Source organism: Leptospira hartskeerlii (assembly GCF_002811475.1).
GTDB classification, from domain to species: Bacteria; Spirochaetota; Leptospiria; order Leptospirales; family Leptospiraceae; genus Leptospira_B; species Leptospira_B hartskeerlii.
Map to the genome: position 1 here is coordinate 26071 of NZ_NPDL01000013.1, position 13986 is coordinate 40056.

Consider the following 13986-nt stretch of genomic DNA (forward strand, 5'->3'; position numbering starts at 1 on the left):
TTTTTCTCCGTAACTCAATATAACAATTGGGATAGAGATAAGTTGCTACAAAATAATAAAATTCAAGGTTAGTTAATTTATTTTTAGATCAGGAATTATTCTAAATCATCCGGTTGCGGCTGCTAAACCGAACCGAATGATAAACGAAATCTATTCTTTTTCCAACCAATAGTAGAATGCAGGCAATAATACGAGGGTAAGGATCGTGGAAGAAAAAATACCTCCGATCACTACTGTGGCCAGAGGTTTTTGGACTTCTGCTCCCAACCCTGTTCCGAATGCCATAGGAATAAATCCGAAAGAAGCGACGAGCGCGGTCATGACTACCGGCCGAATACGACTGACCGCTCCTTCTAATACCGCGTCCCTAAGCTTAAATTTACTTTCTGCTCGGATCCGATCGATCGTGTATAATTTTACGAGTCCGTTCAAGACTGCGATTCCCGAAAGAGCGATACATCCTACAAATGCAGACACGCTTAAGTCCATTCCCCTTAGGAAAAGGAACCAGATCCCGCCTGTTAAAGCGAATGGAACACAGAAGAATACTAACAAGGCTTGTTTGATTGATCTAAGTCCTAAATATAGAACAGTAAATATCATGAACAATGTCGCGGGCACGACCATGGCGAGTTTTTGTTTTGCCTGGGAAAGGTTCTCGATTTGCCCTCCCCAGAAAATGGAATATCCATTAGGAATTTTTAATTTAGAAACCTGAGAAATTGCTTCTTTATAAAATCCATCTAGATCCCTTCCTCTTAAATTCACGGAAACCGCTACAAATCTTCTGGATTTATTTCTAGAGATGGTCATTACCTTCTCTCTTTTTTGAATGGAGGCCAATAGTCGAATTGGAACTGTGCCTCCGTCTTCCGTTCCTACGTTTATATCGCCTATTTCAGATTCTCTATTCCGAAATTCTTCCGAGAGTCTGATCATAATTGGGAATCTGACTTCCTCTTCGTAAAATCCGCCTAGTTCAAATCCACTCATAGAACTTTCGAGCACTGAGTTAAATAAAGGCAAGGAGATATTATAATATTTAAGTTTTGTGCTATCCGGTATTACATCGATTACATTCGATTTTCTTAATGCCATGATGGGGTCTAATTCTACTTCTGCGGCACCTGGGATCTTTTCTAATGTGTTTTTTAATTCTTCCTGTAGTTGTAGTAGAACGTCCAGATCTTTTCCTAAGATCCTTACGCTTATGTCCGCTCTACTTCCTTCTAGTAATTCATTAAATCTGGCTTCTAATGGTTGGCTTAAGGTCAGTTCCGATTCGGGAAATTTTTCTTTTACTGATGTTTCTATCTTATCCAGAAATTTTTCCCAGGTATTTTTTCCCAAAAGATCCGGAAGTATATCCTTTTTTAGAATGATAAAAGTATCAGCATTGAACGGTCCCATTGGATCGTTTGCGACTGAACTTGTTCCGATCCTGGAAAATACACTTTCTACTTCAGGCATTTGTCCGAGGAAAAGTTCTAACTCTTTCTGTTCTTTTAAACTTTCTTCTAATCCTGTGTTTCCGTTTCGAACGATGACTAACATTAGATCTCCTTCTGTCAGTTTAGGAAGGAATACCGTTCCCATTCTGAAATAGATCAGAAGTGTAACTGCGAAGAATATTAATGAATATATAATGATCTTACGAGGTTGGTCCAAGATCTTGGGCAATTTTTCCGCATACCAATTTACGATCTTGCTGTCTTTTTTCTTGCTGTGTGCTCCTAAGTTTTTGGGCGAGAGAAAGAAGTATAAGAGAGGCGGAAGAAGGAAAACGGCTAAGAATAAACTGAATCCCAACGCAAGGAGTACTGTCTCCGCCATGGGTCGGAACATTCTTCCAGGGATCCCATCTAGGGTCAGGATTGGAACATAGACTAACATGATCACTAAGATCCCGAAAGATACCGGCTTCAGGACTTCCAAGGAAGAATCCAAGATAACTTTTCGTTTTTCTTCTTTGTTTGCGAATTTTCCAGTCTCGAATTTAGAAAGTACGTTTTCAGTGATTACGATGGAAGCATCCACTAATAATCCGAAGTCGATCGCTCCTAAGCTCATTAAGTTGGCTGAGATCCCAAAAAATCTCATACAAATGGAAGCAAGTAACATGGAGCCTGGGATGATCAACGCAACGATCAAAGAAGCTCTTAAATTGAATAATATTAGAAAAAGTGTAAGTATGACTAAGATCGCACCTTCCCCTAGGTTTTTTAAGACCGTTTTGATGGTGGATTGTATTAAGAAGGATCTTTCTAATAAGATCCTAACTCTTACATTTTCTGGTAGGCTTAGATTCGAAACTGCTTTATGGAGATCTTCGTTTACTTTGTAACTGTTTTCTCCTTTTAGCATTAAGGCGGTGCCTAATACGATCTCCTTTCCGTTGGAGCTTGCTCCTCCTAATCTTGGAGTGCCGTGTTCATTTACATCCGCTATATCTGAGACTTTTACCGAGGCACCTGTGAGAGTTCTTCTGACAGTACTAGCAGAGATCTCATTTAGATTTTTTTTAAGTCCGTAAGCTCTTACGATGGAAATTTTTCCCGAGTTTTCGATAAATCCCCCGCCGAAACTTTCTCCAATCGTAGAGATATCGCGGATGATCTGATCGATGGAAAGTCCCCAACGTTTCATTCGATTCGGGTCCACATCTATATGGATCTCCTTTTCGTAACCTCCGTTAGAATCCACTTCCACAATTCCGGGGACCATCGCCTTGATCTGAGGACGAACCAAGTAATCCTGAACTGTTCTTAAAAATAAAAGTTTTTCCTCTTCCGGAAGTCTGTCCAATTCGGAATCAGGAACCGCTTCGACCGAATAAAAAAAGATTTCCCCAAGGCCTGTTGTGTTCGGAACGATTGTAGGAGTGGAATTTGGAGGAAGTTTTTTCTTAGCGCTGGCAATTCTTTCTGCCACCATAGCTCTTGCCTGGTAGATGTCGGTTGTCTCCTTGAAGATCAGAGATATATTAGATAAGCCGAATTTAGAAACGGAACGTACATCTATTAGATTTGGCAGTCCTAAAAGTTCTGTTTCTAAGGGAAAGGTTATCACCTTCTCCACTTGCTCAGGATCCAAAGAACCGGTGTCGGTGGTAACGATCACTTGTACATTTGTAATGTCCGGTACGGCGTCTATTGGAACTTCGTTTAAAGTCAAAAATGAGAATATTAATAAAAACGAAACCAGTCCTACGGATAAGAATGGGTTATTTAGGCTGGTATTCAAAAGTCTGGCTAGCATTGCCCATTACTCCTAAAATATCTTTTTCATTCGTGATATAAAGTAGGTTTAGAAGACTTTCCAAATGTGAAATTTGAGCGTCCAAAACCGCGTGATGTGTCTCGTGTAGTTGATTTTCCAACTCCAGATAACTAATAAGTTGTATCCTTCCTCGCTTGAACTCCATATCCGCGAAGTTTAGATCTCTATCGATCCGATCCAACTGGGTTAGATCGTAAAGTTTCAGGTTTACTTTCGTTTGTTCATAATCCAAAAATGCTTGGCTAAAGGAAGTTTGTATTAGATTTTCTTGATATGTTAGTCTATCTTGCTTTGACTTCATATTGGTCTCTGCAGAAGCCACTTTATTTTGGAATTGGTCCCAAACGGGGATACGGAACTTTAATCCGAAATCGTAAAATCTGTTCGCAACCCCGGACTTATCTTCTCCGATCTGGCTAGTGATGGAATAATCCGGATATTTTTCTAAGTTGGCTAATCTGAGTTCTGTTCTTGCTTTGTCCAATTCTCCTCTGGCGGCAAGAATAGACGGGTTTTGAGAAACTGCTTTTTTTTCCAATTCTTTACGATCGAATTTTACCCCGGATCGGAAATATGGAATTTTTAGATTCGGGACGGAGTCTTGTCTTAAGTATAAGTTTAAGGATTCGTAATCTTTTGCGGCCCCCAATTCAAGATCGTTAAAATGTTTTTTTAGAGCTAAAATTTTGGTTTCAATGATGAAAAGATCCGTCTTCGCTTGAGGTGTAAAAAACGGTCTCGCTTTGATATAACTTTCTATCAAGGAGAGTCTTTTAAGTCTCTCTTTTACGTGATTCTTCTTATCTGCTGCTACCAGATAACGATAAGCGAATTTGATCGAACTAAGTCGGATAGAATTATAAGCTTCGATTTGTTGGACTTCCTTGATCTTGGAATCGTTATCCACCAAAAGTTGTTTGAGTTCCTTCCTTCCGGGAAAATAGATGGGCTGTTCCATTTGGATCGCATATTCCGCTCCGGATTCATCTGCCGCTTTTCTTTGACCATAATCAATATAAACGGAAGGGTTCTGGGACTTACCTTCTTGCCTTCTTTTATAAAAAAGACTTTCTAAGTCGGAATGGATCGCGGTGAGTAAGGGAGAATTTTTCTCCGCGATTGTCATGATGGAATTTAGATCTAATTCTTTTCCTGTATCATTCTCCGATGCCTGGGCTGGAAGGAACAATATCCCAAAAAAAGATAAGAATACGAGTATAAAAGAAAAACGCACGATAACCTCACATTATAAAAACAGAAAATTATAATGTGAGATCTAAATTAAAATTCGGATAAAAGAAAGATGGGTGATCGTTTCCGAGCTGGAAAGTTTTTGGAATTCAACTTGGAAAGTGGAGAAGGAAGAGATCCGAACCGGATCCTCCAAGCCTATTCTAAAATGTTCAAAAACTTGAACAGGAAAGGATAAAATGGAACGAGAATCTTCAATTTCCTTTTTGATAGAAACGAGATCCCAATCGCATACTGGTCCGCTGTCTCGATTTTGATCTTGGTGGCAGGGAGAAGATTCGGAAGTGCCCGCTTCGATTTCGCAAAAAGGCCCACAGTTAAATGCAGGCACGAGGATAGAAAGTAAGGTGCAGGCCACCAGGACTTTCAATGATCTCGATTTCATTCTTCCAGAGTAGCAGTCGGCTCAATAAAGTAAATTGAAAAAACTACCGACCGCCCTAGTCATGGATACTTGATTTTTATCAGTTTGTAGGAGTTCTAACGAGAGCGGACCTTCTTCTTTTTAGCTGCGACTTTACGTTTAGTTATAGTTTTCTTAACAAGACGCTTAACTGATTTTTTACGAGCCGCTTTTTTCTTTGCGACTGCCTTCTTGGAAGAAGACACTTTCGATTTTGTAACCTTTTTCTTTGGAGTCGTTTTCTTTTTTAAAGAAGAAGCTTTGTTTGCTTCAGCCAAAGATTTTCTAAACCAGAATACAAGGTCTTCGTCATCTTCTAAAACTTCTTCCGGAACTTCCCAATAGGAAACTCTTACAAGTTTACCGTCTTTACCTGCGTAGGTAAATGGCGCCATGCCTGCAGATTCGTATTCGGCTTGGTTGGATTGTCCAACTCTGAAATACAAACGGTCCTTAATGACCATGGCAAAAATTTGAGATCCGGAATAGACTCCGAAACCGCCGAACATATTCTTATAAGATAATGGACCGCAAACTTTTAGTCTGTCTTGAACATATGTAAGAAAAGAACTCATAAGCAGGGGATTGTCTCCTAGTACAATAAATTGACAAGAAGAAAATTCGATACTTTTACAAAACTGCTTTTAATCTGTCTAATACCGGTCCGCTCTTTTCCAATTTTCCGAAAGAAAGAACTTGGGTAGGACAATTTACTACGCAAGCGGAACATCTGACGCATTGAACGCTATCCATGGGTCTTCCCTTATTGGCGTAATTCATTACATCAATTCCTTGGTGGCAAACGGAAGTGCAAATATTGCAAGAGATACATCTCTTTTTTTCGGAGAAGATCCGGAACTTACTAAACTTAGCATAAATATGCATGAGTGCGGAAAGTGGGCAAAACATTCTGCACCAGATCCTGCCTGAAAACATGAAGTAAGCTCCGACTCCTACAACTCCGCCAAGAACTAAGTCTACAATTAAATCATAATATACTTTGATCGAATCCGCGCCGAATTCCAAAGGCCAAAAAAATTGTCCTGAACTTCCAATAAGTTTGGCTAAGGTGAGAATTGCTGCAATAAGTAAGATCCATTGACCGGAATGTTCTAATTTGTATGCCAATTTTCCGTGAGGCATTCTATTTCTATATTCGTCACCTAAGGTTTCTGCTAACCCGCCACAGGAACAGATCCAGCCGCAATAAGCTCCTTTTCCGAATTTGTAGACCAGATACGGGATGAGTCCGAAGCTCATTAGAAATCCATAAACTAACCAGAAAGTAGTGATTCCTCCATCGTATAGAACTCCCATGTTTAAAGGCCAAGCCAAAATGAAACCGTATGCTTTCCAGTAAGCTCCATCCGGGAAAACCTGAGTAAGTAGAAAACCATTAGAGGGACCTAATAGTCCTCTCTCCCCCAAGTAAGGAAGAATAATCTCAGGCAATAAAAAGAGTGGAAAGATCTGTATAAGGATTAGCGTGATCGTTTGTAATTTTATATATTGTGTCGGTCTGACCCAGATCCTTCTGATCCCGAAGAATAGAATGGTAGTAGAATATAGGACCGTATAATGGAAGCTCGGATATTTTGCGAATAAATAAGATCCTAAGTATTTGGCGCTTAAATACACTGCGGAGAAGTAAAGTGCGGCTGAGAGTAAATAAAGATTTTTGAATGTTCTCCATTTCAAAGAAGAGAATGTTTCTTTAGAGAATAAAAACCGGACAGAAAAAAGTGCAAATACAATTCCGGAACCTAATGCCACCCAAGAATACCAATAAGAAGCATAGAAGGAAGCCTTGGCGAAATATAGGAATAATGCGAAAGAAAATAGGGAAACGAATCCTATAACTTCTTTAGAGTCGAATGAGTTTCTGATCTTTATTCCTAATTTTTTCAGAAAGGAGATTGGTGCTTCCGAACCGATCAATACGAGAGAAGAATCTATTCTTTCTCTTCTTATTTTAGATCCTTGCTTTAGAAGAACTTGTTTAGATCCGAATTTTTCCAAGTTTGAGTTTGGAAGAAATCGGATCTTACTTTCTTGGATTGCTTTTTGGAATTTAAGTTTATTCTCTTCTTTTGGTCTCGAAATTTCGGATTCTCTATAAGACAAAGTAACGGAAGAAGAAACATCTACTAAGGAAAGTGCGGCTTCTATTGCGCTATCTCCTCCTCCTACTACCAAAGTATTTTGTCCTTGGAAGTCTTTTGGATCTATCAGTCTATGGAAAACGTTTTCCCCGTCTTCTCCTGGAACTCCTAAACGTCTGCTGTCTCCTGATTTTCCGATCGCGAGTAGAACATACGAAGAATGGAACTTTTTCCCAGATTCAGTTTGGATCTCGAATCCATGCTCAGGTCCTTTGGAAGAAAGAACGGATTCTACCTTCTCTCCGGTTAAAATTGGAAGTTTATGCTTTTTTAATATTGATTCCAAAGACGTCAGAAGATCTTCTTTGGTTGTATCCTTAATTCGGATAGGAGAATCCACTTCTAGTTCGGAAGGTTCCGCAAAGATAGGTTTTCCTTTTGGATAACTTGTGATTGTATGAAATGGTTGGTTTGCTTCTAAAATAAGAAAGTCCAGGCCATTCTTCTTTGCTTCGATACCTGCTGCGATCCCGGAAGGGCCTGCACCTACGATCAAAACATCCAGGTTACCCTTTGTTTTCTTTTTAGGCTTTCGAAGAATATTCCGGATCGCAGAAACTCCGCTCTGCACGGAATATTTTAAGAGAGGAATACCTGTTAGATCTCCGGAGATATAGATACCTGGTATGGAGCTCACGAATTCTAAATTTGTTTCCGGATATTTTTCGGCTTCGCCTTGAGGAGCGTTATTATTCAACCAATCAAAATATTTAGGAACAAAGGATAATAGGCTCATAACTACTTCAGATATTAGAAATCGGCTTGCCCGTTCTGATCTAAAAAGAAAACTCCTGCTTACGTGGATTTCTTGCAAGGATTCAATACAAAAAACCGACTTTTCTATTTTATCACTGCGGCGCTCGGCCTTATGGGATTCTGCATCTCCTTAGGAAGAGTGGCGGTTGATCCCAGACTTGCTGACTTCTTTTATAACTCTGATTCTCTTTTTTTTTCCGTAATTTACCAGGAACTTTTTCTAAAATCCGGAGCAAACTTTTTAACTTCTTTGAACGGTTTCGGTTGGACCCCAGCTTTATATTTTTTCCCTGATTTAGTCCAGTATTTTGCACTTAGGACCATTTTTTTATCAATGGAGAATGGTGGCTGGGAACTGACCCATTTATCTTATTCTGCATTCCAATGGATCTTTCTTTTGTCCGGGATTTTATTTCTTTTGCAGAAGTTTTTGAAAGAAAAAATTTCATATGAAAAGGCAGGTTTAGTTTTAGCTTTCGGATTCTCAATAGGGAGCATATTAATTTTATTTAAACAAGATCTATTTGTATTTTTGCCAGGGTTTCATGGCGGGAATTTAGCAGTTCTCTGCTGGGCCTGGGGATTTTTTTACCAATGGGAGAGGTCGAACTCTAAGAAAAACTTTGCTTTGGTTGTCGGAGCGGCTTTCTTATTTTCTTTAAGTGATCTTCTTTTTGTTCCTTATTTCCTGATCCCTACTTTAAGTTTACATATTTTTGATTGGTTGCTTAGAGAAAGATCCATCCATAGGTTTCAAAAAATCACATATATTTACTCTCCTGTGTTTTTGGGTATTGTAGCTTCCAGGGTCGTATTTCAAATTTTACGCAAAAACAGTTTCATATTTTTCCCTGGGACTGCTTCTCCTAAAAAAATAGGAGAAGCGATCGCTACTTGGAACTGGGAAAATTTTTTACATTCCTTCTCTTATTTATGCAGGGAGAATTGGATTTATCTTGTCCTGATCATTTTATTTTTCGGCATCTTAAAGTTTTTACCTAAAAAGGAAGAAGGAGAAGACTTAAATAAACCGGTTTATCTCTTTTTGATTCTCGGGATTTTAGTTCCTTTCATTTTTCTAATATATGGATTTATTTTCGGGCTAACCGGGAAGTCAGGCATCCAAGGTATAGATAGATATTTTGGAGAGATCCTTCTTGGATTTTTAGGGATTGGAGTTCTTTGTATTTTAAGGATTTCAGATATTCCTGTACTACGATTTGGATTAGGAGTTATATTCTCTCTTGGAACACTTTTTGGGATCTTCTCCTCTTATTCCAAGGGTTTGGGGCTAACCTATTACCCAGCGAAGGTTGCCTGCTTAGACGAACTTACCGACAGATATCATTTGAGGCGGGGAGTTGCCAGTTTTTGGTACGTTAGACCGATGAGGATCTTTTCTAAGAAGGGTTTAGAGCCTGACGATTATCTTTATGATCTAATGTTATTCTATTGGCAGAATAATTTGAACTGGTTCGAAAGAGAAAATCCTCCTTATACTTTTGCGATCGTAGACGGCGTTGATGAAAAGATTGTAAGGAAGAAATTAGGAGAACCAATTTCTATTTCTTACTGTGATAAGATTCCGATCTATATATTTGCAAATCCGGAAAAAAGTTTGGAGTTTGTAAAGGAGAATCGAGGTAAGATCGAACTCTGGAAATTTTCCACTTCCAGATATTAAGATTTTGGTTCTTTTCCGGCTGTAGAGATCAAAATCGGCAAATGGATATTTGCCGATGATTTCATACATTATATCCGGAATTTTCTAATTTGAAATATTCCGGAGTATACGTTATTTACTCGGATCTATCCTTAAGATTTGACCTGCACCAAAGTCGGCTATATAAACGGAACCTCTTGCGTCTTTTCCAAAACTGGAAATTAATACTGGCCATTTTCCGAGAGAATACGCTTCTTTTACAGAGCTTCCGTCTTTAGGAAGATCAATTGCCCAAATCCTACCGGATACGAAATCACCGAAAACATATTTACCGTGAAGATCTCCGATACGATCATTAGTAACTACATAACCACCGGTGATCGAACTTCCATCTTCTCTTCCATATTCGTAGATCGGATCGGTTAAACCTTTTTTATCGCAGTCTATTTTAGGTTCGAAACAATGAGTGGCTTCCATTTTATTCCAACCGTAATTTTTTCCTGCTTCTACTATATCAACTTCTTCGAATAGATCTTGGCCCACATCTGCGATGATCAATCTTCCGGAAGGATCGAAAGAATACCTCCACGGGTTTCTGAAACCGTAAGCGAATGTTTCCGGTTTGAATGCAGGATCTTTTAAGAAAGGATTATCATTTGGAACGGAATATTCTTTGCCTGGATCTTTTGAGTTTACATCCACTCTCAGAACGGAGCCTAAGAATGTGGAAGGATTTTGTCCGTTACCTTTAGGATCTCCCATCCATCCTCCGTCTCCCCAAGCGATATATAGCATACCGTCTTTTCCGAATGCCAATTGGCCAGCGTTATGATTTCCGTAAGGTTGTTTGACTTCCATCAAGATCCTTTCTTTGGAAAGTTTTGCCTTTTTTGGATCTTTCGGAAGATCTATAGTCCATTCTGAAACTCTGCTTGTTTCTCCATTCTTCTTTGCTACGTAGTTCAAATACAGAAGCGGTTTTTCCGGGAATTCTGGATGGAGAACCACACCTAAAAGTCCTTGTTCTGAGTCTGTAGAAATTCCATCAAGTTTTAGTAATATACCTGAACTTCCGTCTTTTGGATCCAACCATTTTAAGGCTCCGGTTTTTTCTGCTACTAAGAAGATATCAGGGCCGGGGATCATGAGCAGATCGACCGGCTGTTCGAATCCTTTTCCGATCGTAGTAAGGCCGATCTTGACCTTTTTTCTTTTTTCATCGTTTTGATTGAAGACCGCAACCATCCCGGATTCTTTTCCTTCTGCTTTGTATTTTGCCATGTCGTCCACATTGGCTACCAACAAACGCCGTATGTCGTCGCAGGAGATTGTGAAGAATAGTATTGAAATTGCCGGAATTAGAAAGGATCTACAGAAGGAAAGTTTCATGATCCGAATTCTTCATTCGAATCGGTTTAGATCCAGCTTTTTTTGTAGGACCTTAATCTGAATTAGATCTTGATTTAGCCGTTGGAATCGTTCCAAACCGAAACTTTTATCTCCCCGGATTTGAATTTTTGAATCGTTATCTCCGAAGGTAGATTGCCGAATATATGAGTGGTCGGATTCAAGTAATCCATAAATAGTTCGTAACGAAAATGATCCGTTTCTTTTTCATATTGAAATACGAATTGTTTTCTGCTTTTCCTGGATTTGTCTTTAGGAGGAAGAAACACATCATCGTTCGAAAGATATTTTACTGCGTCGAATGATTTAGCATGAAGATTATCTTCATATGTTTTTCCTAATTTCCATTCTTGAAGAAAAATTCCCTCTTTAGTTAGAATTCTAAATCTCAGAGATCTAAAAAGGTCTCCTGTGGGAAAAGAATGGGCGATTCCATTTGCAAAAATAGAAACTGTATAAGTAAATTTGGAATTTCTTTCCATACTTACCGTAAAGGAATCCTCCAATTTTTTATGGCTATGTCCTCCCGGAAAAGTATGAGATTTCGAAGTATTCGAGAGAAGATGGCAAGATTGGCATTTTTTTTTGCCGTACCAGTCGGATTGTTTCCATTCTTCCAGAGTATTTTGCATAGGAAGCTTTGAATAAGAAACGAAATCTTTTTTTTTCAGAATGGATTCTTTGTCTGGAAAATTGAATTGGTGACAGTTTCCGCAAAATTCCTCGGAGGCAAGGAGTTTCACTTCTTTATACGTATGAAAATTCGTTTTGGACTCGGGAACTTCGCTGACCAAAATTTTTCCTTCTCTAACATGACAGGTGATGCAGGAAACTCCATCCTCTTTTTGAAGTCGAAGGGAAGGATTTGTGACATCCGAGTTGGAATCTAAAAAAGGAGCATGGCAATTTAGACACCAGCTCATCGGCTCTTTCTGATGGCTTTGTTGATATAAGGGATTGGAGAAGGCTTGGCTATGCCTAGAAGTTTTCCAATTTTCGAAAATCGTTTTATGACAGGTTCCGCAGTCCGAGCTCTTTTCGAGTCGGTTGCCGTTTTCGGAATTTCGAGTGGAGTCCGATCTTAAATCGAAATAAATCGGATAAACTCCATTCGAAAAACGTAAAGTTTCTAGATCATCTTTCTTCTTGCATCCGAAAATAAGGTTTAATATAAGAATATAAAGAAAAAGGAATACGAACCTATTTGACAAGGGTTACTTTTCCCTGGGAATATTTATATTTTTTTATTTTCTTTCCTTGGGTAATTATTATATAAGGGGGAGATTCTTCCAAATGACAATACTCGATCTCAGTATCACCATCACTTGTCGACCCATCGCAGGCCGTCATGTCCGACTGGGACATACTGAAAAATTCCTTTAAAGTATTTCCGGATCGATGATAATATTTTGTTTCGCTATCGGAGCGAAAAGAGTTCACCACTTTCCATTCATAGACACCGTCTCCATCTAGATCAATCTTCGAGGAGGGATCGATATTATCCAAGAGAAGAAAATATCCTGAAGAATTTTTCAGATACAATTGTTGTATGGATCTTCTTTCCTTATTAAAATTATCATCGTATGTATCGTAGGATACTTCGTACAATGTTTCTCCGGAGTTTGAAGGTTGATTTATTTCCGTAACGGAAAGAGTAGACACATCTTCCAAAGGATTTTCTTGTTTTGAAAGATATTGAAGTAATTTTTGATCAAAACTGATGCCATATTTTTTCTTGGACCATTCAAACATAGTTTCGTTCGAATATTCCAAATCCGGTTCGGCTATCCAAAAACTGACACATCCAAAATCGTCCCGAGACACATCCGAATACCCGTAAAAATGTCGATTTCCTTTATAATATACGACCCCGTTCAATTTTGTTTTTTCAACCGCGACTAAATACATGTCTTGGATCTTTGGGTTTTGCCCTTCCATTCCTCTGTCGCAGGAATTTTTCCCGTCCCATTTTGCTTTTTCGGGAATTGCCCAAAGGGTTGCATTTGGATTTCGTATAACGATAAAACCGGTGACGGGATCGCCGGTGAATTCGGAATCATCTTTAAATGTTTCAGGCGGGTATTTTAAAAATCCTGCAAAACTGAAACCTCGCTTTCCGGAAGGTGAAACGATTTCCACCCAACCGTCGTATTTGCCGTCTATTTTTATGTTAAACGGAGTTTTTCCTTGGACAGTTACTTCGGTCCCGTTTGGAAGCATTTCTAAAATTTCGCCTAAAAGAGAAGGGGTTGCTCTAAGTCTTAATGAGCTTGCATTTACGATCATATTTCCTGAAGTACTTGGAAAAATGCTGGCAAACATATTTCGCGTAACCTCTTCGTTCATGGAAATATAACCTTGGTTTTTTCCGGAGTTTACCAGATACCAGAATAGATTCTCTTTCAATTCCGTATCTGGAATTTGATATTTCAAAATTTGAACGACACTGCCTGCTTCTAATTTTTCTAAACATTCGGACTGTAATTGGTGAGAGCTATGCAAGCATAGTCCGGATTGTAAAACATAACCCTTACCGATCGGCTCGGCTTTTTTACAAAAACAGAATGTAAGAGATATAAAGAGAAATATAAATATCCGTTTTCGTTTCATACAGTCCTTCAGCAGATAAATTCTTAGGGACTGAGTTTTTCTATCTTAAGGGGAAAGGTCCAGCTTTTTCCGGGAAGTTTATTAACGAGAAAAATGCCGTAATTCCATGGCATAAAATTTACGTTATGGTTTGAGAGTTATATGAGAAAATAAGAAGATTGGAGCGTATCGGGATCGAACCGATGACCTTCTGAATGCAAATCAGATGCTCTCCCAGCTGAGCTAACGCCCCTTTTATCAGGGATGAGTGGAATTTGGAACCGGTTTGGAAGTGTCGGAAGTCCGACTCCACTCTTTCTAAACCGTTTTTACCTGGGCCTGATAAGACTTGAACTTATGACCCCGCGCTTATCAAGCGCGTGCTCTAACCAACTGAGCTACAGGCCCGGTAAAAGACATGATTTTTATTCGAGATTCTCTGGCAAGGGATTTTTAGAATAACAGACAGGTTTTGC

Annotated in this window: 9 protein-coding genes and 2 tRNA genes; 1 reads left to right on the forward strand and 10 read right to left on the reverse strand. The window is 39.1% G+C overall.

What is annotated here, in order from left to right; genetic code table 11:
• Positions 1–150: 150 nt before the first annotated feature.
• The 5 genes from CH352_RS18210 to CH352_RS18230 form a co-directional block, all read right to left on the reverse strand.
• Positions 151–3258, reverse strand: coding sequence for an efflux RND transporter permease subunit (locus CH352_RS18210; protein ID WP_100708220.1), 3108 nt, complete (start codon positions 3256–3258; stop codon positions 151–153).
• Complete coding sequence (locus CH352_RS18215; RefSeq protein WP_100708221.1) at positions 3224–4513, reverse strand: TolC family protein; 1290 nt, start codon at positions 4511–4513, stop codon at positions 3224–3226. The genes CH352_RS18210 and CH352_RS18215 overlap by 35 nt, the downstream gene beginning before the upstream one ends.
• Before the next feature lie 42 nt (positions 4514–4555).
• Positions 4556–4915 (reverse strand): hypothetical protein, encoded by a 360-nt coding sequence (locus CH352_RS18220; RefSeq protein WP_243396469.1) that lies wholly within the window; start codon positions 4913–4915, stop codon positions 4556–4558.
• 95 nt (positions 4916–5010) lie between these two features.
• The gene (locus CH352_RS18225; RefSeq protein WP_100708222.1) at positions 5011–5508 is read right to left on the reverse strand and encodes a TfoX/Sxy family protein; all 498 of its coding nucleotides are present in this window, start codon (positions 5506–5508) and stop codon (positions 5011–5013) included.
• Positions 5509–5563: 55 nt separating this feature from the next.
• Positions 5564–7831, reverse strand: coding sequence for an NAD(P)-binding domain-containing protein (locus tag CH352_RS18230; RefSeq protein WP_100708223.1), 2268 nt, complete (start codon positions 7829–7831; stop codon positions 5564–5566).
• A gap of 132 nt (positions 7832–7963) precedes the next feature.
• Between CH352_RS18230 and CH352_RS18235 the strand changes: the two genes are divergently transcribed.
• A complete protein-coding gene (locus CH352_RS18235; RefSeq protein ID WP_243396470.1) occupies positions 7964–9535 on the forward strand; it encodes a hypothetical protein in 1572 nt (523 codons plus the stop codon).
• A gap of 111 nt (positions 9536–9646) precedes the next feature.
• On the opposite strand, the gene CH352_RS18240 is transcribed toward CH352_RS18235, so the two are convergent.
• The 5 genes from CH352_RS18240 to CH352_RS18260 form a co-directional block, all read right to left on the reverse strand.
• A complete protein-coding gene (locus tag CH352_RS18240; protein WP_100708225.1) occupies positions 9647–10903 on the reverse strand; it encodes a PQQ-dependent sugar dehydrogenase in 1257 nt (418 codons plus the stop codon).
• A 74-nt stretch (positions 10904–10977) separates the two neighbouring features.
• A complete protein-coding gene (locus CH352_RS18245; protein WP_100708226.1) occupies positions 10978–12132 on the reverse strand; it encodes a multiheme c-type cytochrome in 1155 nt (384 codons plus the stop codon).
• Positions 12122–13531 carry an SH3 domain-containing protein gene (locus CH352_RS18250; RefSeq protein ID WP_100708227.1) on the reverse strand — a complete coding sequence of 470 codons (1410 nt, stop codon included), beginning with the start codon at positions 13529–13531 and terminating at the stop codon, positions 12122–12124. The genes CH352_RS18245 and CH352_RS18250 overlap by 11 nt, the downstream gene beginning before the upstream one ends.
• Positions 13532–13690: 159 nt before the next feature.
• Positions 13691–13763: transfer RNA gene (locus CH352_RS18255), tRNA-Ala, on the reverse strand.
• 81 nt (positions 13764–13844) lie between these two features.
• A tRNA-Ile gene (locus CH352_RS18260) sits at positions 13845–13918 on the reverse strand.
• Positions 13919–13986: the final 68 nt, after the last annotated feature.